The following is a 25647-nucleotide window of genomic DNA, read 5'->3' as shown; positions in this document are numbered from 1 at the left end:
TTTACCGGCTGTCAGGATGGCGATTCGCCGAGAACGGGAGCAGACGTCACACGTCCCCCGGATAGGCCCGCGATGCGCGCGGCCCATCCTTCGACTCCGGCTTCGATGAGCCTTAGGCTTTCTTCGAATGCCGCGCGGCCTTTGCGATACGGATCGGGGATATCGAACCCCGCGTCTGAATGGCGAGGCGCCCCTGACATATCGCCGAGTCGATAGACGCGTCCATAAATGGACGCGAACCGATGCTCAAGTTGCTGCCGCTGGAGACGGTCCATCACGAGTACGAGGTCGGCGGTAGCGGGCATCCATGTCACCAGTTGACGCGCACGGTGGGACCGTATATCGAGGCCTCGTTCGCTCATCAGGCTCACGGCGACTGGATCGGCTCCGTAACCGATCAACGCCGTAATGCCGGCGGACTCCACCGTTACCGACTCGATACGCCGCGCGAGAAGGGCTTCTGCCATCGGACTGCGGCAGACGTTTCCCGCGCAGACAACCAGCACGCGCTTTATCATTTTGCGATCACCCCGGCCGTCAAACCCGTGCTGATTAACGGCATCAACAAACTCAACACACGATTGAAGCGAACGAGGCCGCTGCCGTCGACATACACGACGTCTTTGGGTTGCAACTCAAAATCCTTGGCGAGCAGCATCGCGACCGGCGACCTGCCGTCGAGGTGAAACACCTGCGGCGTCCCTGACAACGAGCCGCGGACCACGAACATCTGCGCGGCATCGGCGGTGGATGCATTCACGCTGCCAGCCTGCGAGAGAGCGTCCGCGAGCGTGATGCGGCCGGTTCTGCGTGGAATCGCTGAGACCGGCTTGTTGACCTCGCCCATCACATACACGTCGTTTTCGTCGCGCGACGCGACGCGCAGCAAATCGCCGGGCTTCAGATAGAGTCGCGACGGACTCACGCCTCGCGCTAGCAGCTGCGTCAGGTTCACTCGATGTGACTCGCCGTCGCGCACGAGCACGAGGTCGCTTTGGTCGGCGGCTTCGCTGAAGCCACCGGCGCGGCCGATTGCTTCGTAAAGTGTCATGGGCACGTCATTGACCGCGAGTGCGCCCGCGCTACGCACTTCGCCGTCAACATAGACCTGATGCGCCCGGTAAGAGGCCATGCGCACAGTCAACTGGGGTTTGACGAAGTACTTCGCAAGCGCGCCGGTCAGGCGCTGCTGGATCTCATCGGTACGCTGGCCGGCCACGTGCAGCGTGCCTGCATACGGAAACGTTAGACTGCCGTTCTGATCGACGATGAATCCGGACAGTGGATCGCCGGGTCGCGCCGACGACTGCGTTTGTGAAGAACCCAGTGCGGCCGCGAACTCCGGATGATCCCAGACGACGATTTGCAGCACGTCGCCGGGCCCGACGGTATAAGCTTGGGGCGCTCCGGACAGCAACTGCGAAAGCTCAGCTTGCTGTTGCTTCTGACTTTGCGCGAGGCGCGAGATCAGTGACGCGTTGACCTCGGTTATAGCAATATCCGGCGTGTTAGAGGTCGCATCGGCCTTCTCATCTGCCGAACCTTCGCCGGCGTCTCCAGTTGGGGTGGAAGCGCCGTAAGCACTCGGCATTTTTTGTACACGGGACGTCTCCATTCGCATCCCCGGCGCCCCCGCGCATGCGCTAGTCAACAGGGTTACCGCCGCCATCAAGGCACCAAGCCGATAGACCGGCCTCGTTCGAATTACCGCTAACATCGTGTTCAACCTATTCTTCAAGCAAGCGGGCCGTAGCACCACTCTCGCTGCCCCACATCAGGCAGACAGGATTCATATTCCATTGAGATGGAAGCCAGCTGACCCACCAGGTACTGCCACGCCTTCTGGCGTCCTCGCGGAACGCCAGAAGGCTACGCATCAATACGCGTTCCGATGCCCCAACCCCTTTAACACCGTCACAAAGACGATTCGCATATCCAACCAGAATGACCAATTTCTCAAGTAATACAGATCGTGTTCCACACGCCCCTGCATCTTTTCGATCCGGTCGGTCTCGCCGCGAAAACCGTTCACTTGCGCCCAGCCAGTAATGCCCGGCTTGATCCTGTAACGATGGATATAACCGTCGACAACGCTCCGATATTGGTCGTCGTGTTCTATCGCGTGCGGTCGCGGTCCGACCACCGACATCTCCCCGCGCAGCACATTGATAAATTGCGGCAGCTCGTCGAGGCTCGTGCGGCGCAAAAACGCGCCGACACGCGTGATACGTGGATCCCCGCGGGTGGCCTGACGGAGCACACCGGGCTGTTGCTTGTGCGCACGCATTGAACGAAACTTGTAGATGCGGAAAACTCGCCCGTCGGCGCCCTTGCGCTGCTGGGTAAACAACACCGGCCCTTTCGAGGTCACCTTGACGGCCACAGCAATCGACAGCATCACAGGTGCCAACGCAAGCAGCGCGGTTGCCGCGAATAGCCTGTCGAAAATCGCTTTCTGAACCAGGGCGTACGGGGTCATCGGCGACGCCATCAGATTGATAGCCGGCGCACCGATCAGATCGACTACGTTCCGGTCGAACATCGCGAGACTGCGTACGTCCGGAATGAAACGCAGATTGACAAGATCACCATTGAATTCGTCCATGACCCTCAACACCGTGTCCTCTTCGGACATCGATAGCGCGAGCCATACCTCCTCAATCTGCTCACGGCGCACACAGTCCGCAAATTCGCGCAGACACGCGAACGATGGCAGCCCCGGAAAATCAGGCTCGCTACCCTGCCGCGTGTTGAGCGTGGCAACCGCCCGGAATCCGGCGTCCGGCGAACCGACAATGTTGCCGATCACGCTATCGCGATGGGCACCGGCGCCCACCACGGCAACCATGCGCAGATTGCGCCCGGCGCGCCTGATCCGGCCGAGCACCGTGTGCACGAGCAGCCGCGACGCGACGAGTCCGGTTGCGGTCATCACGGTCCAACTCACACACCAGAGCCGCGACACAGACGCAGTGCGGTGAAGCAGAAACATGATCGCAAGGCCGCAAAGCTGCACTGCGATCCAACCGAACACAACGTTAAAGACAAGACGCCATTTCGAGCGGCCGCGCCACGATTCATAGATGCCGAACAAGGGCAACAGCAAAATCGCCAACGCCATGTCGAACGCCGCGAAAGCGCCTTCGAGAATCGAATGTGCCGTACCGGTCACGACCGTTAGCGATGCGAGCGCCGCGCCCAGTGCGACCAGCATCACGTCGAGCAGGCGCGCCAGGACGCTCTCCATTTCCGCGAAATCGCGGCCTGCGGTTTGACGAAACTTCATAGCATCGCTCCCAATAATCCGTTTGCAATGCCACTTGAATGCATCACTTTTTTCAAAGAATGCCCATTCTGCTCTTCCGAGCAATGTTCCAGTATGAGAAGTTTCTCAATCGCATCGCGGCACTTTCAGACAAATCACCCGAACTTTTCATTGAGTTTGAGGTTGTTCCACAAAATCTGACTGCTGCACGTCTATAACCAATCCCTAATACATCGGCCGATAAACTTTAACTGTCCGCAATCGCCTCGCAGACTTATGCTCGATTAGTGACCCGCCACTGCGGCAAGACCATACGCAGCATCGGGCAAGCGACTTTTCATCGTCACAGGGGCGGCATCATGAAGATCTGCATCTTCGGAGCAGGAGCGATTGGCGGTTTGATGGGCGTGCAACTGGCGCGTGCCGGCGCGGATGTGAGTTTCGTCGCACGCGGGGCGCATCTTGCGGCAATGCGCGAACACGGCGCGCGTCTGATCATGGACGGCGAAACGGTCAGCGTGCCGGTACGCTGCACATCCGACCCGCGCGAACTCGGCGAGCAAGACTTCGTGATCGTCACGCTGAAGGCGCACTCGCTGCCTGGCGTGGTCGATGCGATGCAGCCGCTTCTCGGCAAGCACACGGCCATCGTTACCGGCGTGAACGGTATTCCCTATTGGTACTTTCATCAGCACGGCGGAAAATTCGCCGGCACACGCCTCGCCAGCATCGACCCGGACGGCGTCCAATGGACGAGGCTCGGTCCCGAACGCGCGATCGGCTGTGTGCTGTATCCCGCTGCGGAGATCGCCGAACCGGGCGTCATCAAGCACGTGTACGGCAAGAAATTTCCGATCGGCGAGCCGAGTGGCGAACGCACGCCGCGCATTCAGCAATTGCACGAGATCATGCAGGCGGCGGGATTCGATGCGCCGATCCGCGACAATATCCGCGATGAAATCTGGCTCAAGCTGTGGGGAAATCTGTGCTTCAACCCGATCAGCGCATTGACCCACGCTACGCTCGATGTCCTCACCGGCGACCCCGGCACGCGTGCGGTATCACGCACGATGATGCTCGAAGCCAAACGCATTGCGGATCAGTTCGGCGTGCATTTTCGCGTCGACGTGGAAAAACGCATCGACGGTGCGGGTGCGGTCGGCGCACATAAGACCTCGACGCTGGTCGATCTGGAAAACCGCCGTCCGATGGAGATCGATCCGCTCTTGACTGTGGTGCAGGAAATGGGGCATCTCGTTGCCGAGCCCACGCCGACTATCGACGTCGTGCTCGCCCTGATCAAACTGCGCGAACGGATGGCATTGCAGGGCGATTGAGCGCCAACCCACGCTGCGGCCAACACCTCTCTCGCAAGCTTCAGCAAAGGATCGAACGCCACGCATTCGATCCTTTTCTTTCGCACCGCTATTGATCGATCGCCAGCCATACCGCCTTCGGCTCGGTGAAGTTTTCAATCGCCACATCGCCGTGCTCGCGGCCAAAACCGGAATCGCCGGAACCGCCCCAAGGCAAGCGCACGTCGGTATAGCCGTAGGTATTGATCCACACGGTACCCGCTTTCAGATCACGCGCCACCCGATGCACACGGCCGATATCCGCGCTCCATACGCCGGCCGCGAGGCTATACAACGTGCCATTGGCGATACGGATCGCATCGGCTTCGTCGTTGAAGCGAAGCACGGTCGCCACCGGCCCGAAGATCTCCTCCTGCGAAATGCGCATTTCATGCTCGACGTTGGCGAACACTGTCGGCTCAACGAAGAAGCCGCGCTCGCCCACGCGAGCGCCGCCGGTCACGAGCGACGCCCCTTCGGCGCGCCCCGTCTCGACATAACCGAGCACGGTTTTCATCTGCGCCGCGGAGATGAGCGGCCCCATCGACGTTTCGCGCGCCGCCGGATCGCCGACCTTGATCGCCTTCGCACGCGCCGCGAGACGCTCGACAACTTCGTCGTAGACATCGCGGTGGGCCAGAATGCGCGAGCCGGCCGAACATACCTGGCCGGTGTTGAAGAAGATGCCCGACGCCGCGGCCCGCACCGCGTTGTCGAGATTCGCATCCGGGAAGATCAGGTTCGCCGACTTGCCGCCGAGCTCCAGCGTGACGCGTTTGAAGTTGCCGGCCGCGCCCTGCAGAATGCCCCGACCCACTGAAGGCGAACCCGTGAAAGTCACTTTATCGATGCCGAGATGCGCCACCAGCGCATCGCCGACCACCCGACCCTTGCCGGTGACGATATTCAGGACTCCCGGTGGCACGCCCGCTTCGAGCGCGAATTCGCCGATGCGCAACGCGGTCAGCGGCGTAATCTCCGCAGGTTTGACGATCAGCGTGCAACCGCACGCCAGCGCAGGAGCGATTTTCCACATGCCGATCATCAGCGGGAAATTCCACGGCACGATCGCGGCGACCACGCCGACCGGTTCACGCAGCGTGTATGTCAAGGCGTCGGGGCGCACCGGCACGACCTGACCGTTGATCTTGTCGCACCACCCTGCGTAGTATTCGAGCGTATCGATCGCTGCGGGAATATCCTGGCGCATCACCGCCGAGATCGGTTTGCCGGCATCGCGGCTTTCGAGCGTGGCGAGCTCCTCCAGATTCGCGCGCATCAGGCCGGCGAGACGCGCCAGGATGCGGCCCCGTTCGGCCGCCCGTATCGCGTTCCACACTTTCAACGCGGCACGCGCCGCGCGTACCGCGTTATCGACATCGGCGGCGCTGCCTTGTGCAACCAGTGCAATCGGCTCTTCGGTCGCCGGGTTGATGTCGACGGAATATTCACCGGTGCCGGGCGGCAAACGCTTGCCGTCGATCAGCAGATCATGGCGCCTGAGGTCGGTTTCAGTTTCCATCATGAAGCTCCTTGCGTGGGATGTTGCATGGGCTGACCAGCCGCGGATCGGCCGGCGCCGCGCCGGCGGCATTGGAAGCCACACCGGCGGGCGCGGCAAACTGCGCCCACGCCGCTGCAGCGTTGGGTCTGAGGGAGCGATTGCGGCGATGCACGAGCAGCGTCCCAGCACGCCCTGAAGCTCGTTGCGCGCTTCGATCCAGCGCGAACGCATTGGCGCGAGAATGAACTTCGCCGAGATGCCCGCGGCCACCGCGACACCTTCTGGTTATGACCCGAATAGATTGCCATTCTGGAATATTTAATCTTTGTGTCTTTAATTCGCATTATTTAAATACTGCCCTGCCTGAATCATCGCTTTACAGGCCGGTTCTTTATTCCGATCAATTAAGCATCGGCAGTGCCTCAGCTTTTCGGTGCCCCCCGCCGCGCCTCGAATCCAAGCGTTAACCCGACTACCGCGCCGACTACCGCACCAAGCACCGCACCGGCAATCCCGCTTCTTATACAGCCCCATGCTAGGGTCATTGCTGAATTACTAATAATTAAAGTTTGTTATTATGTTGATTCACATTTGCTTATACATCGGCCATGACGATGCGCAATGCGACTCTGCGGCAACTGAAGGTCTTTGAAACAGTGGCGCGCCATCTGAGCTTCTCGCGCGCCGCGGAAGAATTGCATCTGACGCAGCCCGCCGTTTCCACCCAGGTCCGGCAACTCGAGGAACACGCGGGGTTGCCGCTGTTCGAGCAGCTCGGCAAAAAAATCTATCTGACGCCGGCCGGCACCGAAATGCTTCACTACAGCCGCGCGATCATTCAGCAGTTCCACGAAGTCGACGAGGCGATGGGTCAGCTCAAGGGCGTCTCCGGCGGCAAGCTGAACGTCGCGGTGATCAGCGCCGGCGACTACTTCTTTCCGCGCCTGCTGGCTGAATTCACACGGCGCTACTCGGGTGTCGTGCTCAATCTCGCGGTACACAATCGCGCGGAACTGTTGCATCAACTCGCAACCAACCAGACCGATCTCGCGGTGATGGTGCGGCCGCCGCACGAAACCGACGCGACCAATGAGCCGTTCGCGCCGCACCCTTACGTGATCGTGGCGGCACCCACGCATCCGCTCGCGCACAAACGCAACATCAAGATGAACCAGTTGGCGGACGAGGCCTTTATCGTGCGCGAGCGCGGCTCGGACACATGGAATTCGATGGAGGAAGGCTTCGCCGGCCGTCTCGCCAATCTCAAGATCGCGATGGAGATCAAGAGCACCGAGACGATCAAGCAGGCCGTGATCGCCGGCATGGGCATCGCCTTCCTGTCCGCCCATACGATCAGCCTCGAGTTGCAGCTCGGCCATCTGGTCGTGCTCGACGTCGAGGGCTTTCCTGTCATGCTCAACTGGTACGTCGTGCATCGGAAGAACAAGCGCCTGCCGCCGGTTGCAGTCGCCTTCAAACGCTTCCTGATGGAGGAAGGCGCGAGTCTTATCGAGAAAATTACCCGCGTGAAGGAATTGAGCGTCTATAAACAGTAAATAGCTCGGCGCAACGCGCCGGGCCGTCGCCTCATATCGCGATCTCGCACGCAGCGGCCAACGTATTGCTTAGCGTGCCGATCCCGTCGATCGTGATCGTTACCGTTGCACCGTCCTTGATCGACCCAACGCCGACCGACGTGCCGCATGCGATCACATCGCCCGGTTCGAGCGTCAAGTCCTGTGAAATCAGACGCACCTGCTCGGCAGGCGAAAACACCATATCGGCGAGCGGATAGTTCTGCCGCTCCACACCGTCGAGCGTCGTCACGAGGCGCGCTGTGCGCCAGTCGAAACCGGAGACGATCGAGGGTCCGATACAGCAGAACGTATCGAAGCCCTTTGCACGGCACCATTGCGGGAAGTGGGGATTCTCGTTCAGCAGATCGGCTGCGGTCACGTCGTTGACCAGCGTGTAGCCGAAGATCGAATTCGCAGCCTCTTCAGCACTCGCATCGCGGCAGCGCCGCCCAATCACAATGCCGAGTTCACCTTCATAGACGATCTTGCCCGCGTAGCTGAGCGGTCGCCGGATCGCATTACCCGAACCGGTCACCGATCCCGCCGGCTTCAGCAGAAATAGCGGATGCGCCGGCACAGGCTTGTCCAGCTTCGCCGCAAGCGCGTGATAGTTATTCCACAAGGCGACGATCTTGCCGGGCGCACAAGGCGCGAGCGGCGTGAGTGCACGTGTCGACAACACAGCGCCAGTCGGCACCGGTTGATCGAGACTTTCGTACTCATGCAGATAGCCGCCTTCCACCCGGCCGAACACGACACCATTGTCGCTCGACATGAAACGCATCCACGTATCCATACGTCGCTCCTTGAGTGCTCAAATCGCGCCAGCGGTCCGCAATGCGCTGATCTGTTCAGGCGAGTAGCCGAGTTCAGTCATCACCTCGTCGGTGTGTTCACCCAGCAGCGGCGAGCGTTTGACTTCGGTCGGACTGTCCGACAGTTTGATAGGATTACCAACCGTCAAATATTTGCCGCGGGTCGGATGATCCACTTCGACAATCGTGCCGGTTTTGCGCAGCGACGGCTCTTCGGCAATTTCCTTCATCGACAGAATCGGCCCGCAAGGGATGTCGTATCTGTTCAGAATCTGCATGGCCTCAAACTTGGTCTTGGTCATGGTCCAGCGCTCGATCTCGGCAAAGATGTCCTTCAGATGCGGCAAGCGCGCGGCAGGTGTTGCGTAGTCCGGATCGGAGGCCCATTCTTCCTTGCCGATCACGTTGCAGATCTTCGTCCACACCGGCGCCTGAGTGATGAAGTAGATATACGCATTGGGATCCGTCTCCCAGCCCTTGCACTTCAGAATCCAGCCTGGCTGACCACCACCCGACGCATTTCCCGCGCGCGGCACCGCTTCACCGAACATCCCGTTCGGATATTGCGGATACTCTTTCATCGTGCCGGTGCGTTCGAGCCGCTGCTGGTCGCGCAGCTTCACGCGGCACAGGTTGAGCACGCCGTCCTGCATCGCGGCAAGCACCTTCTGCCCACGCCCGGTTTGCGTGCGCTGATACAGCGCCGTGACAATGCCTAGCGCCAGATGCAAACCCGTGCCGCTGTCGCCGATCTGCGCACCGGTCACCACCGGCGGACCATCGTCGAAACCGGTGGTCGAGGCCGCACCGCCCGCGCATTGCGCAACATTCTCGTAGACCTTGCAGTCCTCATAAGGACCCGGGCCGAAACCCTTCACCGAAGCCACGATCATGCGCGGATTCAATTCCTGAATCCGCTCCCACGTGAAGCCCATCCGGTCCAGCGCACCCGGTGCGAAATTCTCCACCAGCACGTCGCACTTCTGGATCAGCGCCTCGAGCACCAGCTTGCCTTCCGGGTTCTTGGTATCGATCGTGACCGAGCGCTTGTTGTGATTGAGCATCGTGAAATACAAGCTGTCCACGTCGGGAATATCGCGTAGTTGCTCACGCGTGATGTCGCCGGCGCCGGCCCGCTCCACCTTGATCACGTCCGCGCCGAACCACGCGAGCAACTGCGTGCAGGTAGGGCCCGATTGCACATGCGTGAAATCGAGAATGCGCACGCCGTCGAGTGCTTTGCTCATGTCATGTCTCCTGATCAGTCAGTTGTATGCAAGGGTTATCGACCGACGCGTCCGCTTCGATAACGTCCGCTCATGCAGATGTACGGCCTTTATATACCGTATGTAATATATCACATACGGTCAAGGTTAAATTTCGATCCGGCTGTTCCGGGCGTGTCCGTGTTGAAGGCCTGCCTGGCCTTCGCTGCGGCCAAATGTTCCCGCTTGTGCACGCTAATCCTAGGGAAAACACCGAATTATTGCCGTTTGATTGTTATATTGATATATCACATACCATATTTTAAAGACCGTCAAGCGCGACTTAACCCGCACTGCCAGCGTCGTTTGGCACCTGCGGGTCAGAAAGGCAAAAAGGCCTGCGGTGATGTCATCACCGCAGGCCTTTTTCATCCCTAGCGCCAAGCTGGCGCCTAAGCAGCCGTCAATCCAGAAAATCGCAATTCGCTTCGACAAACGCCGCCAGATCGAGCGAATGCTGACGCGTCAGCCGCTCAGCCAGTTCGGTATCGCGCTGCTCCAGCGCCTCGATAATGCGCAGGTGATCGACGATCGAACGCGACGCGCGGTCGCTTTGCGAAATGGTCATGCGGCGAATCGCCCGCACGTGGATGAAGATGTTCTTGATCGTGTCGAGAATGATCTGCGACTTCGATAACTCGACGATCGCCTGATGAAACGCGATGTTGGCGTCTGAATACTCGGCGATGTGCTCGGCCGGCATGGCGTCGCGGAAATGGTCGAACATGTGGCGCAGGCGGGCGATTTCCTCGTCCGTGGCGTGCAGGGTGGCAAGACGCGCCGCCATGCTTTCAAGCGCGGCCCACATCTGGATCATTTCGACGATCTCACGCTTGCTCTTGCGCACGATGTAGATGCCGCGCCGCGGCACCATGCGCAGAAAACCCTCCTGTTCCAGCAGCGTCATCGCCTCGCGCACCGGCGTGCGGCTCACGCCCAGCGATTCGCTCAGCACACGCTCGTCGAGGCGGATTTCTTCGCGGGTCTGATAGATATCCGCGTCGGCAATGGCCTGGCGGAGCATGGCATACGCCTGATCGCGCAAGCTCACGCTCGCGCCGATCGGCTGCAATGACAGCGTCAAGGGTGTGGCCACTGCTTCAGTTTGAAGTTCTGACGACATTCATCGCCTCTTGTTGAACATGCCCACGATACGGCGCCGCCGCAGCCATTCCGCCGTCTTGCTCGCCCAAGCCGATGAACCGGCCATGTTGCGCTGCAAGCTGCGCAACCGGCTGCGGGATCCAGCGGGTCAACAGGACGGTGGCGGCAGAGCCTAAACCCACAACAGCAACGGCAAGCAGCGCGAGAGGAACAAATTCCATTTGTAACTCCGAATAATTGAGCGAATAGATGACTCAATCATATGCTGCATCGCCGCAAAAATCAATATTCCGTATGTAGTATATCAGTACACGTCGATTTCAGGATGGCATGTTCAAGGTAGCACGAGCGACCTGCGGACGACTCCTCCGCGTGCCCAAATCAAACCGGCGAAGCTCCGTGTAAACGCGCAAAACGCGCGCTATGCGCGCAGCTGCGTCCGATGATCGCGCAATTTCACCTAATGCAGATTGTGGGAACGGCTTCCCATCATTAACCTTCGGGAATCCTGTGATGGGCCTGCAGCAGCCACTGCCCTGCATCTGCCGCGCGCTTCCAGACAGCATCCCGAGAATCCGAAGGAGACACCGTCATGAGTATCACCCTCCCGAAAGCGCCGAAAATGGCCATCGCCGACAGCCGCACGGCGCGCAGCCGGGCGCGCAAGGCGGCGCTTGGCAGCTTCGTCGGCGCCGTGGTCGACTGGTACGACTTTCTGCTGTACGGCATCGTCGCCGCGCTGGTCTTCAATGCCGAGTTCTTCCCGAAGGTCAGCCCGGCGATGGGCACGCTCGCCGCATTCGCGACGTTCGGCGTCGGCTTTCTGTTCCGGCCGCTCGGCGGCTTCGTGTTCGGCCACTACGGCGACCGGCTCGGACGCAAGCGCATGCTGGTGCTCACAGTAATGATGATGGGCCTCTCCACCGCGGCGATCGGCCTGCTGCCGGCCTTCTCCAGCATCGGCTGGTGGGCGCCGGTGCTGCTCGTGACGTTGCGCGCGATCCAGGGCTTCGCGGTAGGCGGCGAATGGGGCGGCGCGGCGTTGATGGCGGTCGAAAGCGCGCCGGAGAAGAAAAAGGCGTTCTACAGCAGCGGCGTGCAGGTCGGCTATGGCGTGGGTCTCGTGCTCTCGACCGGGCTGGTCGCGATCATTAGCCGCTCGATGGACAACGCGTCGTTCCTGAACTGGGGTTGGCGTCTGCCCTTCCTGTTCAGTGTGGTGCTGGTGCTGATTGCGCTGTGGATCCGCTCGAGCATGGAAGAATCGAAGGAGTTCGTCGAGAAGGTCGGCGAGCACGGTGAGCGCAGCGTGCGGCTGCCGATCGTCGAGGCATTGCTGAAACACCCCAAGGCTTTCCTGCTGATCATCGCGCTGCGCCTTGCCGAGCTGTTCACGATGTATATCGTGACGGCATTCGCACTGAACTACTCGACAGCAAATCTGCACATGCCGCGCGAGTTCTTTCTCACGATCGGCCTGCTGGTCGGCGCCGTGAGCTGCGTGACGATTCCTTGCTTCGCGTGGCTTGCTGACCGTTTCGGCCGCCGGCGCGTGTATATCGTCGGCGCGCTGGTCGGCATGTTCAGCGCGGTGCCCTTTTTTCTCGCTCTCGAGGCCCGCTCGACAGTGTGGATCGTGATCTTCGCGGTGATGCTCGCCAACGTTGCCCACGACATGGTCGTGAGCGTGCAGCAACCCATGTTCACCGAACTGTTCGGCACCGAGTATCGCTACAGCGGCGCGGGCGTCGGTTATCAAGTGGCGAGCGTGGTCGGCGGCGGTTTCACACCGTTTATCGCGGTGGCGCTGGTCAGCTTTGCCGGCGGCTCCTGGCATCCGGTAGCGGCCTACCTGGCGATCGGCTGCCTGATCTCGGTGCTGGTGGCGGCGAAGATGAAGACCGGGCGCACGGTCGACTGATTTTTGCCGATGACTATTGCGGCGGGCCGGCCTGGCGAAGGTGTCAGTGCCGGCCCGCTTTGCTGCCGGAAGGCCGGCGACGGCTAAAGCGGCGCGATATAGATGTAACGTCCGCCGCTCTGGTCCTGAATTTCCTCAATCCTTCGCCCCGGCGACAGCAGCTTCAAGTCATTCCACACCTTCAGCTTCGCCCTCAAAAAGGCACTTTCGTAACCAAAAGCCTGTTTCATTAAATAATTGTACGCATAGTCACCACGCTGTTTAAATAGATCGACACCGACTTCTAACTTCATGGGAATTCTGAGGACAGAGCCGGGCAAAATTTCCTTATCGTAATCCACCGTTTCTTCGAGCCGTTCGATCAAGATATCCGAGTTAACCGGAATTCGGTTGACGTCAAAGCTCTCAAGTAAATCGACGTTCACGAATGCCAGTTGCCTGACATAATTCGTCGAGCCAAGCCTGGACAGCGCTACAGATTTTAAAGTCTCTCCATAACCTACCCTGTAAAGATTATGGAGCTCCACCTCCGCGCCCGCCGTGACAAGCACGCTGCCATCCATCTGGCTTATCGAAATGCGTCCGCTATTCGTTGGATTTTTTAAATTCTTCGCCGCCAGATTAAAATCCTGAACCTCACTGCCGTAGACTATATTGGCCACCTCACCAATACTCAGGTTACCTGACATCACATGGGTAAATTTACCATTTCTGTACATCAAATAGACGCCCTGACCGACGTATATGTTTTGCGGATCTTTTATGACAATCTTCGGCTGCGCAACTACCGGTTTTCCGGGGACGCTTTCATCAACCACCCTGTCGCTAATCTTCACCCAGTATTCCGCTGTGCCCCAATTGAGCTGTTCATAATCATGGATTGACAAGATATCGCCAGCCGCGGCGTAGATCTCCAGATATTCGCCCGAAACTCTGGCAATTGCACCCTGCACGGTCTCTTCAATCGTTCCACTCCCGGTGTCTAATGTTAAGAGCGTGACCAGGTGAGTTATCATGCGACCTTCGACATGCGCCGGGCGGGGTGTGTCCAGGTCACTATTTTCGCCAGCCAGGATATTCGCAGCCGAGTCCATTTTTTGCGCCCCCCGCGTCAGCTTCGCCGTGTCGGCAAGCTCACGGCAGACACAAATATGCACACGCTTATATTTCAACCCGGTTTTAGACACGCGAGCCAGAATCTGCTCGATTGACATCTCCTCGCCGGTTAAAGACAATATATCCGTGCGGCTCGCTCCGCGAGCCGCCGAGCCATCGAGCAAACTCAATCTTTCAGTGTCGATATAATCTGGCACGTAATGCGAGAATTCGTATTCTGAAATTCCGCTTATGACCGCTGCGTCAGCAGCACCAAGATGCATCTCACTCGAATAAACAAGCGACGGTTCAGACATATCCGCTCCGTCGGCATAATATCCTCTGGAATGGTGCATTGACTCGAACTCATTCGGCTTAAATCCCGCGATATTTGCTGCCCCTCCATCTGGCGAACTCGAGGTCTGCTTATTGGCAGCCGCAACCAGATCTGGATCGAGTATCCTATACGTGCCGGGCGCGTAGAAAATCAGTTTCTTTCCAGACTCGCTTGTCGTACTTGGCGCGGTGCTATTACCCGGCAAGCCTCGTGTCCGCATCCGCAAGACACCAGCGTGCACGACCAGGTCTTCCGCCTGATTCTGAAGCGGCTTTTCGCCTTTTCGCCAGGATGTCACATGCGCAGCATGTTCATCGATTGCCGCATAACCGAGGTGGAAGTCCTCCCCCGTCTCCAGAATCAGATATTGCCTTCGGTTCGCAGCCACCTGCGATCCCATTGCCAATTCCTGAACGACACCAGAGGCCGCAGGCAGGTCCTTCGGAAGCGGATTCGGCGGGTTGCTCCCTACAGGGGGGAGCCCGCTCAACACATCCTCGTCCGCTGGGGTCAATGCCCTGAAACCAGGTTCGTTCAGGCGAAGCCGATGGATTGCGTATAGTGTCCTTGCCGTTCGACCATTACCGTCCCCATACGGATGGGTGCGCACAAGCGTGGCAAATAACTGATCCCCCGCATGCTCGGGGTCGGCGACCATCTTCTCAACCTGTTTGACAAAAAGGCTGTCGCCCACATCCAGACTCATGAAAAGCGAATTGTCCGCGGTTCGGGCCTTACGGTAAGTCACGCCCGCAGGAGGACGGTAGACGCGGTCATGCACTTTGCCGATCGTCACCGGATCAAACAGATCTTCGTTCTTGAAATCCGCAATGACGCGCTTTATTTCATCGATCTCGTTACTGCGGGAGCGGCTGCTCTTCAGAATCCACTTCGCCGCCGCGGTTTCGGGGGACTCGGCGTCGATCGGATCCCGAACGAGGTCCGGGGGGGACCTGGTTAACGAATCGAGATGAGCGTGCGCCTCAAGGTAACGTCGAATATCGCGAGCGATGCGTAGCCGGACTTTCTCGAGGTCGACCGCCGGCGTAGTCCCCCATGAAAATCTCGTTTTTCGCTCGCCCTCGAAATCAAATTGCAAACTATTCCGGATGGAAAGTTCCACAGTATTTTTTCCCGCAAGGTAGGAGAGCTCGCGAGCTTCCGGCAATTGCATTGCGTATCTAATCAGATTGTCTATTTTCCCTTCGTCACTTGCTCGTTTCCACGCCATGTTCCTGAACGAATCCCGTACTGCGTAGCCCATAGTTACCATGGGGCCCGGGATCATTTCAACATTGAAATCGAACAGAAATTCAATTCCCTCACTCCGCACTCTGGATTGCGTCCAGAATTTGAACGCCCTCTCAAAGTCGGCAAATTTTTGCGGATTTTTTTTGAAATGCGACAGGTAGTGAATAAAGGTCGCGTAAGAGTCGGCATTTTTGGCCGCCGCATCTCCGGGCTCGGAAGCAAGCTTCGCCAACGCAGTCAAATCATGTTTTTTATCGGGTCGTTTGATACCGATATATGCATTATCAACCGCGCACAGGCCGCCAGCATTGTCGACCGCATGCGTCATTTCATGAACAATGACTCTCCCCATATAATCAGATCCAAGATCGTCCCGGCTCTTGAGAAAGTCAACGCCATTCTCGTACGCGTTCATATACTTTACATCGATCCCGCGATCTGAAAAATCTGAGTACTGCAGGGTATCGAGTTCCGCCACGGTCTCCGTGCTCACACGCGGAGAACCGTCCGGATTCTTTCCGACTTTCAAATTAAAATAGTCAACATGTTTACCCGGATCAAAACGCTCGACCCTCTTTTTTATTAAGGCAATCTTTTCGGTTAATTGCCCGACGAGCTGGGGCCGAATTAATTCATCCGACCATTTACTCCCCCACAAGGCTTCCGCAAGTTTTGCCGTCATTGCGTCATCGCCGCTCGCTCTTAAAGATTGCCTTACCAGATCGAGTTGCTCCAGCGCACGCACCTTACCTTGCCTCATGAAATCCTCCATGCCACGCAAATTCGCACCGTCGAGATGCAACTGCCGCAACTGCACCGGCGCGCCGCCTTTGCCCGCAAGGTCGAGATGGCGCACCAACCGCCCTGAAATTTCGCGGCGAATGGGCGGCGCATATCCTGTTGGATTCGCCGGATCGACAACGCGCCACGTGTTCGCGTCCACGTCTTTTTTCACCCAATAGACGCTTCCGTCAAGGTCCCTCATATAGCGTTTGCCATCCGGATCTGCGCCTGACGCATAAGCGCGATCCACGTCGGAACTCATCCCCTCCAGATCGACTTCCACTCGCCATCCCCGGTTCAATCCGGCGTAATTCTGCAGATCGGACTCGAACCAGGCAGGTGCGTTGAGAACGATGGTCCCGGGCTCTGTTTTATCTACGTCAAATAAATAATCCATGCGCCCGAACTGCTTCGCCTCGTCAAGACTCGGAAAGTCTTTATATCTGACGAGCACTCCCTTCAACTGTTCCCGGGTCTTTTCAAACCATTCCTGCTCCAGTAACACGGCGTCCTTGATAACGTGACGGCCGCTTACCTCGAATAAGGTGGGATCGACAACGTACATCACCTTGTCAATCTCGCAGACCACCGCAAGATGACTTACCCGCGAGTCTGGAGCGAGACGACTCCAGGCGTTGATGGATCTATATCGAAGCACGATGTTTTTATCGCGACATAACTGGCTCAGCTCAAGCGGAATCCGCGCGCCACTTTCGCCGGGAATGGAAGACGGATCCGGGAAAGGCTGGAGCAGGTTTTTCAAGCGCTCCCCTGCATCGAATGAATTTTGCCACCCTGGCGATAACAAGTGATCGCGCAGGACAGGATCATTCTGGACAATATTCTCAAGCGCATTGATTTTCGCAACAACGTCGGCGTTCTTTTCCACGCGAACTTCATTGCTTATGTCCCTGACCAACTCAAGAGAGCCGGGATATTCACCTTGACTAACCGGTTTTGGAAGATCCACTTCATCAAGCCATCTGCCAAATTTTCCGTTCGCCATTTTTGTTGCAAAGCGACGATACGCTGCCGACGAGCCTATCCTTCTAAAAAATCTACCCAACAATTCTGGGGCCGCCTCGCTTGCACCCTCGATCCCGACACCAAGAGCCAGCTCGAGCATATGTCCATTCTTCTCATCCGGGTCGTCCGCAATGAGGATCTTGCCGATAGCAGGTATTCCCGCCGCGGCCGCACTGATAGCGATCGCTGGCAATGCGCTCAACGGAGCAGTCAGAAGTTGGATGAAAAAGCCCAGGACATCCAGCCAACTGAGAATCCTCCCCCACATGATCTCGCTTTCCGACTTGGCCAATGCGTCGGCCTCATTATATAACCTCTCGGCAAATTTCCTGAAAAATGAAATATCCGAATGGTCAACAGAATGGTATGTGATTGCATTGGAAGTGTGATCGTCTTCATCAAAAGAGATCGGAAAAATCACCCCTGCCCCGTAACCACCATTTTCATACGCCCAGTTTGCCTGCGGATCGATAGAATGTCCCAGGAGCCATTCTCGAACATCACGATCACGCCGAATTTTTTCCCGCACGCCGAGAATTGAATCAAAAACTTTGATCGTATTATCGACAAGAGAGATTATCTTAAATTTTCCATCCAGATCTTCGAATGCAAACAGTCCCGCCAATTCGTATCCGGAGTATTTCATTGCACGAAGGCGAAGCCCGTTGTCTATTAATGGCTGCACTTTGGCGAGCGTGATTGCGTCGAACGCGCTCTTCAACGTTGGATCCTCTCTCGCATCCAGTACCTGTCGCTGATATGACGTCTGAAAATCAAATTCAAGAAGGAATTTGACCAGTTCTGTAAATTCCGGATCAGACACACGCATATTCTGGCGCGATCTCAACTTCGTGAAAGCGATCTGTCCCAGCATATACTCAGCCGTCTTTTCACGACGACCGCCGGGCCGCGATGCGACTATTTCTGTCGTCGTAACGGATACGGTTGTTTCGAAGTTAACGTCTTTCGTTATGCTCAGTTCCCACGCTTTTTCCTTAATTAACTTGTCTGCGAACGCTACGATCCCATCGAGATTCGCGCCCTTCAACGTCGCCACGTGCTTCTGAACCACGTCTATATTTGACAAAATCTTATATATCCACCTCACCTCCTCTCGCATATTGAGCAGCGGCGTTTTCAGAGCGCTTTCAATAACATCAGGCCAATTTATCTCCGCGTGACCATCGTAATATGAATGCTTCAGGTGGACGCCCAGAATGATCTGCTCAAGACTAAACATCGCAACCTGGGCATTGGGTCCGTCCTTGTATGTCACGGGAATTATTATTTTCTTCCTGGCCGCGTCGCCCAGTATCTCCTCGCAGCGCTCCGTAATAAACTGTGACTTAAGCCTGCCCGGCAGGTCGCCTGGATAGATGAAGTCATGACTACCCGTACTCCCGAGGTCTTTTGAGGCCTGTCGCAGATATTCGACAAGTTTGGTGTACCTCTCCACCGAATCGCTATCTTTCGACCCTCCGTGACCGGTATCGGTACTGGCTCTGGCATCCGCTCTTTTTTCCCAGGAAAGCTGACCTTTCGCATATATCAATCGCTCACTTATGCCATCAATGGCCAGCTTTATGACGCCTCCTTCATCGACAAATCCTACGCCACCGCTCTCCGTATACTCTGTCACGGAAAGCCTTGCCGCCTCGATAATTATTCTTAATACTTCACCGTAATACTCAATCTCACTTTCTGACGCCCCGTTTTCGTGAAGCATATACTGAACATATACGGAAACAAGATCCGAACTCCAGAATTTCTCCAGCCGCTTAAAATTTTCCTTTCCACCTGAAATAGAATAGTAATCGATCGCCCTCCCCTGATATTTATCAATCAGACTGCCCAATACGTAATTTCTTATTTTATTAAGTATAAAAATCGCTTTTAAATGAGTATAATCTCCCGCATAAATTTCGCGTGTGACGATGTAGTTTTGCATATTGCAAATCATCTGGTCCAGCTCCACCAGGAATGCAAACTCATTACCCACCCTGGTCATAAGACTCTTGTTTTGGGCTATCCTGGGTGCAAGCCGATGCATGAGATCGTCGAAGAATTGCCTCAGCAAGGTATTTCGAGCAAGGCCCGCGCTCAAATCCGAGACGTACCGCTTTAAATTTTCTTCCGCATTTCCCGGGACATCGGCGGACAGAATTTTCCGACTGGGGAATTGCGTTGGAACGTCGAATATTTTTCTGAAATCAGGACTTTCCGCAATGTCTATAAATTCCATCTTTCCAATCACATCGGAAAGATCAAGATAAGCAGGCCTCGTTAATATGAAATTTTTTGTGAGGTAAAAAGTTAATCCAGCACCCAGCAATACAGTGCCGCCGACCGCCATTTCGCCTTTGTATTTCTCTATGAACCTCGCCAGTCCCGTTGCCGTGCGAGGTACCTCCCCGGCGTCAGTCGCGACGGTCAATTTCTGTTCTGCGCCGATGCTGCCAAGCTCGGTGGCGCCCCCTGATGCCCCTTCAGCAGGATCACCGTTCTGCGGCATGGCAATCTGAACTGAGTCCGCAGCAAGAGCGCTATAGAACGGTTCGTTTGCTGAAGGCTGGCGCCTTTTTTTTACCAACGCGTACAGTGCCCAACTCGTCGCTAACCAGTAAGCAGCCAGTACCGCACCAGCCCAGATCTTTTTACTTCTTACATGTTCGTCGCCCCAGATTATGTGCGGTTTATTAGCGGCGGGATCGCGTTCTCCAATATTGTCCGCCGCAAAACCAGCCACAAGCTCGTACCGCAGCACACCCAAAGCGCCGAGCGGCAGAAGTAAGTCAACCAGAGACGTCGGATCCCGCAACGCATGCCGGCGAGGTCCGATGGCTAGCCGGGATTCAATGAACTCGTCAATACTCTGCGAAACCGCAATGGATAAATGGGATAGCGTAGTTGCGACATGCCCTCCCGCTTCGCGAATAGTCCGCACCAAGGCCATGTGGCTTGACCGTGTTGGGAAATCGGGCGCCCCTGAGGCGGTGTTCTCTGCCGCTCCTGGCGCCGAAGGGTCTTGCATCAGCGTCTCGGCAGCGCCTGACAGGCTATTAAACGCAGTCAGCATCGCATCAGTGCAGACATTCTCGACAAATTCGTCTATCTGCTCGATCAATCGGCGTACTGAAGGATCCTTGCTCTTTCCCGCGACGGCAACCACGTTATTCAGCCACGTTATCCACGACGCTGTGTTCGGCAAATGTGGCACTTCGCGGCGCAACGCCATTAATCCGGGAAGCAGAGGGAGCACCGAAGCGATCTTATCGAAAGCAGCGCCGCTGATCCCGGGTAGATAACTTCTCAAGGCGCTACCCGCTTGCTGCAGCACCTCTGCGACCTTCTTCGCATCCTGTCCCTGTGCGGCCTGACCAAGCTGCCACACCAGACAAAACTCGAGTAAGCGGTCGTAGTACCAACGTCCGGACGGACTTTCCTTCGCCCTGTCGAGCAACCAGCTAACCGTCTGCCCCCAAGTCCATTCGCTCCGGATACCTGTTAGCGCGTCAAAAACACATTTCAGATCACCGGCAGCCTTTCCGGTTAATCCAACGCCCGACAGTAACCAGTCTGAATTGGCCGAGGCGAGTTCTTTTATTTTTCCCACAAGCGCCGCCAAGGTCTGTTCCCAGCTACTTTCTGGAGGAATTGTTTGATACCAGCTAAACAGATCAAACCCTGCACGGACTGCTGCGCCCCACTGCGTTAGATACGAAGTCATCGTTACGATATTTTCAGTCGTAGCAATGGGTTGCAGCAATGTTTTCATTCGCTCAAATCGGCCAGCCTCCGGATCGGTCAGCTTCATTATCATGTCGATGACAGGCCTGACGTCTTTGCCGTCAACCAATGACCGCTGCAGATTTAGAAGAACCGGCTCCAGCAAAGTACCCTCGAACGGACGCGCTTCGTTCGAGGCGGCAGCCTGGGCGGCGATCCAATGCAATTTTTCGAGGGCACCTGCTTCGACCGGATAGGTTTGAAAGAAGTGCATTAATGCTGCGGGCGTCCTGAACAACGCCATCCAACGGGAGTCCAAATAGGGTCCCAATTCGCGCTGAACACGCTGTGAACTCAGGACCTCAATTAGCCACTCCAGCTTTTCAGAATATCCGCCTTGATCTGGATAAACAGGCAGAAATCCCAAGACTTCCTTATCCAGCCTCTCAATTCTAGTTTTTATTTTTTCCGCAAAATCGGCGAGCTCGAGCAGACTTTCCGGCACAATATTCCTTAAAATCTGATCGGATTTAAACAACTGGAGGTAGTCCGCAAAGCTTGCCCCTTCGGGCAAATTCTTCAGCTTGGCAATCAGTCCGGATGCGAGTGAACACTGGTCCAACAGATACACAAACTGTTCGACATACTTTTCCGGCAAGAGAGACTGCAACGCCTCATTTTCGAGCAGTGTCCTGGTCCTGCTGAGGATGTCCTGCAGGCTTCCGGACATCGCCCGTCCCAGATTGATATCCTTCAGCAGTAAAGCATCGGATGCCAGCACTAACCAGGATTTCAACGCAACAACGCTGTCGGGCAATAGTTCCCCATGATTTTCAATTACGGAAATCATGGCCTCGAGCCGCCCCGATAAACCGCTATTATTATCCCGATGAATTTCCCACAACGAACGATACAAGGCCGCTAATTTGTGGCCTTTCGAGATAAAATTCCGACAACTCCCTGGCAGAGCATCAATTAATTTTTCGATAGCTTTTTTCTGCATCGAAAACATCAGATTGATTAACATACCGGTTATTGCGTCATAACGAACAGCCGGTTCCACGATTTTATTTTCTGTTTCTGTCAAGTCATTTTCATCAGTAGCATCCCCATTAGCCTGGTGTTGCGGATCAAAAACAAATAGCGAATCCGCATCAGCCGAATTTGAAATCTTGCGGCGCCTCCTGGAACCCATAATTTTTGAATGAGATCGCACACCTTGCCTTTTAACGTCTTTAATATCTTCTGACTCGTATATCGGCATTCGGAAGACTCTCTGCACTAGTAATAGATGGATAAAACCGGGATTTTTGGCGGCATCGGACGAAATCCAATATTAGCGTGCACAATCTGCTCTGGATTTTATGAATGGCGAGGCATATCGCCTCACTAAGTTATCAGCGTCAGACAGAAATCAATGGTCTCGGTGACTCATCTCAAACCACAAGGGATGCCGATTCGAGATCCGCCTGACTGGTATGCGCCGCGTGCCGCGGAATACGAGTAAAGGCACATGCCAAAACGGAAAACAGGGTGTTGGTCAGCGTGCTCGATCAATGCGGCAAACAGGCTCGACCGAGAACCGCCTGGTCCGCTCCCGTCTACCTGCACACGCTTCCGAGTAAATGTTGCACCGCACCCCGCACGATCGAACGTGCGGGGCGTGAGAAAAGCCTGCCGACGCGCGCGCGAGCGGCGCGCGTCCTCCTACCCTGCTTCCCGCTACCACTGGTACGCCGCACCGGCGCCGACTGTCGTCGTGGCCGAGCTGATGCCCGCGCCGAGCTTGACCTTCAGGCTCTGCGTGACACGCGCCGACAAGCCCACCGCCACCGCCTGATAGCCCTTATAGCCGGCCGTCCCGACACCGATTGCGAGGTTCTTGTTCGCATCGACCTCCGGAACCATCGTCAACGCGATAGCCGACGCCGTGCCCGAATACGCATTGCGCGCCATATCGCTCATGCCGCCCTGGAACTGCTGCATATTCACGGCGTCGCCGGGCGCCTGTCCCGCTGCGACGTTCGTAATGCGGCGCTCGTTGCCCGTCGCCCCGACAGAAACCGTGTTCGACTGATCGGCAACCGAGCCTTCGCCGATCGCAACCGAGTTTGGCGCACTCGCTTTTGCGCCGCCGCCGATCGCCACGGTACCGTTGCCGATCGCCTGCGCCGCATTGCCTGAGCTATTGACGGCCACATATGAACTGCCGGTAACCTGAGTATTCTTCACCGCCTGACCGAGGTCTCCGATTTGCTGACCGAGGTTGCCAATCTGCTGATTGGTGTTCCACAGTTGCGCGCCGGTGACCGCATCGGTGCTGGTGGCCGATACTTCGCCATCCTGCAGGTTGGTAAGCGTGACCCTCGGCGTAGTGGCTGCCGTGCCGCCAAGCGTGACCTTGTCGTGCGCGGAACTGTCGTACTGGACCGCATTCGCCACCGACCCGCTGATGTTGCCGATCGTGGTTTGCAGTCCGGCAATGTCACTGGTGTTCTGCGTCACGCGGCCATCCAGATTGCTGATCGCGCTGCCGACGTTGTTCACGACCGTGCCACCCACGCTGTACGAGGGCGCCGTCACCGAACCGTCCGGATTGACCGTCGAGCCGCCGCCGAGCGCCACCGCCGTACTTGCCGCGTGCGTATAGAGTTGCGAACCGTTGATCGCATCCGTACTCGCGGCATTGACCGCGCCAGGCGCGACGCCGGTGACCAAACGATTGCCCGCCGTGCCGGCCACGTTGATCAGATCGCCGTCCGTCGTTGCACCGACGTTGATGATGCGCGACACCGGATCTTGCGTGACGATGCCGATGCCACCGGTCTGCATGTTCTGCTGCAGCGTCGTGAGTCCGCTGTCGAGCGAGCCGAGTGCATCGCCGACATTGCCTTGCGTGCCACCCTGCATGTGATAGGTGGGACCGGTCAGCGAACCGTCGGCATTGATCTGCGCGCCGCCGCCGAGCGCAGCCACCACCGGCTTGAGCTGGCCAAGGCTCACCGCGGACGTATCCGTGGTGCCCGCCGCGATCCCCGTCAGTTCGCGGGCGCCGCCGGACCCGGTGAAATCGACGCTGGCGCCGTCGAGGTCTTTGGCGACCGTGAGATTGCGCGATACCTGATCCTGCTGGACAAGCCCGATCTCGCCGTTCGTGATCTGGTTTGTGATGTTACTCACGTCTCCTTCGATCGTGGTGGTGCGCGCGTCGAGGTTGGTAATGCTGCCGGTGTTGGCGGCGATATCGCTGGTGTTCTGCGCCACCGCCTGGTTGGTCGCGAACAGTTGCGAGCCGTTCACGGCGTCTGAGCTGTCGGCGGCGAGTGCCCCGGCGCGCACGTTGGTGAGCTGAGCCGGGGTGCCAGTGTTGCCCAACGTTACGGCGTCGTGCGAGGTCGAGTCATATCGAACCCAGTCGGCGCTCGCTGTTTCCGTGCTTGTCACCAAAGCGGATAGAGCCGCACCGACATCGGCGTAAGTCTGACCACCGATCATGTACATTGGCTTCCTGATCGTGCCGTCAACATTGACGGTAGCGCCTCCACCAATGGCCTCCATCGCGCCCTTCAGTTGCGAAACATTGACCACGTCGCTGTTCTGCGTGCCAGCAGCCACATTGATGATTTGCCTGTTCAGGCTCGAATTCCCGACCGACAACGCATTGGCCCGATCCGCCCTTGAGCCGGCCCCGAGCGCAATCCCGCCGGCGGCACTGGCCGACGCGCCAGAACCGATGGCGATGGTTTTCGCCACGCCGTCGGATGTCGAGGCATTGGTACCAAGCGCGATGGAATCATCGCCAAGCGCGCTTGCGTGCGCGCCAAGACCCAGCGTGTTGACACCTTCTGCAGACGCCATATAACCAATAGCCACGCCATTCAGCGCGTCACCACCGGTCGTGGCGCCCGCACCGATCACCGTGGCATTCACTGCCAATGCGGCAGCAGCCGAACCAACGGCAGTCGTGCCGTCCAGACTTGCCAGTGTCTTGGCGCCGACCGCCAAAGCGTTGTTGCCATTCGACACCGCATTTGGGCCAAGGGCCATCGCGTTCAACTTCGTATTGTCCACCGACGTAGGCTCACTGCCCTCGGTCAATGTCGTGCTGACAGCGATATATTGATCGATAGAACCCGCCGCACTAGCCGGCAATGCATACACCAGCGTACTCAACAACCCCGCACCGGCCACCAGCGCCCCGCATGCCGAAGCACCCTTCGCGCCACGGAACTTCGCTGCCTCCGATGCGGCGATGTAGGTGAGGGTCGATCTATTCCAAACGGTTTTGTAAGTCTTGTTCAACATTCCTCCCAGTCTTTTTATCGAAATCCATCCATCAAGAATTGTCTTAAGACATCCTAAATATCTATCTCAACCGTCGAGAGACTTAAGAATGCGTCGCGCTGCCCCTTGACCAACAAACGCGACGCCCATAGTTTGCCGTCCGCTTACAAGATCGCGAATACGAAAACTCTTAAAAGCAATTTTTTAGCTTGAATAAGTACAAACGGCATACCTGGTTTAGGACGCAAAGTGCCAAACGTCTTAAATCAACCGGATATCTTTAGGCGGTGTTAAGACGCGTTCTTAGCGCTTCTTAAACCAGGAGGATGGGCATTAAGC

General features: G+C 57.0%; 13 protein-coding genes and 1 pseudogene. 3 read left to right on the top strand and 11 right to left on the bottom strand.

Annotated elements, in window-relative coordinates; all coding sequences use genetic code 11:
- Positions 1 to 11 precede the first annotated feature (11 nt).
- From P3T22_RS05785 to P3T22_RS05775, 3 genes are all read right to left on the bottom strand, one after another.
- Positions 12 to 518, bottom strand: coding sequence for a low molecular weight protein-tyrosine-phosphatase (locus P3T22_RS05785; protein ID WP_063500009.1), 507 nt, complete (start codon positions 516 to 518; stop codon positions 12 to 14).
- Positions 515 to 1669 carry a polysaccharide biosynthesis/export family protein gene (locus tag P3T22_RS05780; RefSeq protein WP_082855419.1) on the bottom strand — a complete coding sequence of 385 codons (1155 nt, stop codon included), beginning with the start codon at positions 1667 to 1669 and terminating at the stop codon, positions 515 to 517. Before P3T22_RS05780 ends, P3T22_RS05785 begins: the two co-directional genes overlap by 4 nt.
- Positions 1670 to 1876: 207 nt before the next feature.
- The gene (locus P3T22_RS05775; RefSeq protein ID WP_063500011.1) at positions 1877 to 3286 is read right to left on the bottom strand and encodes an undecaprenyl-phosphate glucose phosphotransferase; all 1410 of its coding nucleotides are present in this window, start codon (positions 3284 to 3286) and stop codon (positions 1877 to 1879) included.
- A gap of 338 nt (positions 3287 to 3624) precedes the next feature.
- Here P3T22_RS05775 and P3T22_RS05770 point away from each other — a divergent pair, with 338 nt between their 5' ends.
- A complete protein-coding gene (locus P3T22_RS05770) occupies positions 3625 to 4602 on the top strand; it encodes a 2-dehydropantoate 2-reductase (RefSeq protein ID WP_429324486.1) in 978 nt (325 codons plus the stop codon).
- Between the two features lie 88 nt (positions 4603 to 4690).
- Here the strand turns inward: P3T22_RS05770 and P3T22_RS05765 are convergent, their stop codons facing one another.
- Positions 4691 to 6142 carry an aldehyde dehydrogenase family protein gene (locus P3T22_RS05765; RefSeq protein WP_429324485.1) on the bottom strand — a complete coding sequence of 484 codons (1452 nt, stop codon included), beginning with the start codon at positions 6140 to 6142 and terminating at the stop codon, positions 4691 to 4693.
- Positions 6132 to 6305, bottom strand: a pseudogene (locus P3T22_RS05760) (LysR family transcriptional regulator); the annotation flags it as partial. The gene P3T22_RS05765 and the pseudogene P3T22_RS05760, both read right to left, overlap by 11 nt.
- A 427-nt stretch (positions 6306 to 6732) precedes the next feature.
- Here P3T22_RS05760 and P3T22_RS05755 point away from each other — a divergent pair.
- Positions 6733 to 7680: a LysR family transcriptional regulator gene (locus P3T22_RS05755; protein WP_429324484.1), complete on the top strand. Its 948-nt coding sequence runs from the start codon at positions 6733 to 6735 to the stop codon at positions 7678 to 7680.
- A gap of 31 nt (positions 7681 to 7711) precedes the next feature.
- Here P3T22_RS05755 and P3T22_RS05750 read toward each other — a convergent pair whose 3' ends face one another.
- From P3T22_RS05750 to P3T22_RS05735, 4 genes are all read right to left on the bottom strand, one after another.
- Positions 7712 to 8497, bottom strand: a complete 786-nt coding sequence (locus P3T22_RS05750) for a fumarylacetoacetate hydrolase family protein (RefSeq protein ID WP_429324483.1) — start codon at positions 8495 to 8497, stop codon at positions 7712 to 7714.
- A gap of 18 nt (positions 8498 to 8515) precedes the next feature.
- Positions 8516 to 9763 carry a formyl-CoA transferase gene (frc, locus tag P3T22_RS05745; protein WP_063500017.1) on the bottom strand — a complete coding sequence of 416 codons (1248 nt, stop codon included), beginning with the start codon at positions 9761 to 9763 and terminating at the stop codon, positions 8516 to 8518.
- Positions 9764 to 10184: 421 nt separating this feature from the next.
- A complete protein-coding gene (locus tag P3T22_RS05740; RefSeq protein ID WP_063500018.1) occupies positions 10185 to 10904 on the bottom strand; it encodes a GntR family transcriptional regulator in 720 nt (239 codons plus the stop codon).
- Positions 10882 to 11106, bottom strand: a complete 225-nt coding sequence (locus P3T22_RS05735) for a hypothetical protein (protein ID WP_063500019.1) — start codon at positions 11104 to 11106, stop codon at positions 10882 to 10884. The genes P3T22_RS05740 and P3T22_RS05735 overlap by 23 nt, the downstream gene beginning before the upstream one ends.
- Before the next feature lie 371 nt (positions 11107 to 11477).
- Here P3T22_RS05735 and shiA point away from each other — a divergent pair, with 371 nt between their 5' ends.
- A complete protein-coding gene (gene shiA, locus P3T22_RS05730; RefSeq protein ID WP_063500020.1) occupies positions 11478 to 12806 on the top strand; it encodes a shikimate transporter in 1329 nt (442 codons plus the stop codon).
- Positions 12807 to 12889: 83 nt separating this feature from the next.
- Here shiA and P3T22_RS05725 read toward each other — a convergent pair whose 3' ends face one another.
- Complete coding sequence (locus P3T22_RS05725; RefSeq protein ID WP_429324482.1) at positions 12890 to 22288, bottom strand: putative adhesin; 9399 nt, start codon at positions 22286 to 22288, stop codon at positions 12890 to 12892.
- Between the two features lie 458 nt (positions 22289 to 22746).
- On the bottom strand, positions 22747 to 25329 hold the full coding sequence (locus P3T22_RS05720) for a YadA-like family protein (RefSeq protein WP_063500023.1): 2583 nt from the start codon (positions 25327 to 25329) through the stop codon (positions 22747 to 22749).
- Positions 25330 to 25647: the final 318 nt, after the last annotated feature.

Origin of the sequence: Paraburkholderia sp. GAS348, assembly GCF_050434205.1 — a bacterium.
In the GTDB taxonomy this organism is placed as follows: domain Bacteria; phylum Pseudomonadota; class Gammaproteobacteria; order Burkholderiales; family Burkholderiaceae; genus Paraburkholderia.
This window is presented reverse-complemented; position numbering and strand designations above follow the sequence as displayed.

Excerpts from the sequence above, each read along its gene's own strand:
- P3T22_RS05785 (WP_063500009.1), bottom strand. The coding sequence starts at position 518 with ATGATAAAGCGCGTGCTGGTTGTCTGCGCGGGAAACGTCTGCCGCAGT.
- P3T22_RS05780 (WP_082855419.1), bottom strand. The coding sequence starts at position 1,669 with ATGGCGGCGGTAACCCTGTTGACTAGCGCATGCGCGGGGGCGCCGGGG.
- P3T22_RS05775 (WP_063500011.1), bottom strand. The coding sequence starts at position 3,286 with ATGAAGTTTCGTCAAACCGCAGGCCGCGATTTCGCGGAAATGGAGAGC.
- P3T22_RS05770 (WP_429324486.1), top strand. The coding sequence starts at position 3,625 with ATGAAGATCTGCATCTTCGGAGCAGGAGCGATTGGCGGTTTGATGGGC.
- P3T22_RS05765 (WP_429324485.1), bottom strand. The coding sequence starts at position 6,142 with ATGGAAACTGAAACCGACCTCAGGCGCCATGATCTGCTGATCGACGGC.
- P3T22_RS05755 (WP_429324484.1), top strand. The coding sequence starts at position 6,733 with ATGACGATGCGCAATGCGACTCTGCGGCAACTGAAGGTCTTTGAAACA.
- P3T22_RS05750 (WP_429324483.1), bottom strand. The coding sequence starts at position 8,497 with ATGGATACGTGGATGCGTTTCATGTCGAGCGACAATGGTGTCGTGTTC.
- frc (WP_063500017.1), bottom strand. The coding sequence starts at position 9,763 with ATGAGCAAAGCACTCGACGGCGTGCGCATTCTCGATTTCACGCATGTG.
- P3T22_RS05740 (WP_063500018.1), bottom strand. The coding sequence starts at position 10,904 with ATGTCGTCAGAACTTCAAACTGAAGCAGTGGCCACACCCTTGACGCTG.
- P3T22_RS05735 (WP_063500019.1), bottom strand. The coding sequence starts at position 11,106 with ATGGAATTTGTTCCTCTCGCGCTGCTTGCCGTTGCTGTTGTGGGTTTA.
- shiA (WP_063500020.1), top strand. The coding sequence starts at position 11,478 with ATGAGTATCACCCTCCCGAAAGCGCCGAAAATGGCCATCGCCGACAGC.
- P3T22_RS05725 (WP_429324482.1), bottom strand. The coding sequence starts at position 22,288 with ATGCCGATATACGAGTCAGAAGATATTAAAGACGTTAAAAGGCAAGGT.
- P3T22_RS05720 (WP_063500023.1), bottom strand. The coding sequence starts at position 25,329 with ATGTTGAACAAGACTTACAAAACCGTTTGGAATAGATCGACCCTCACC.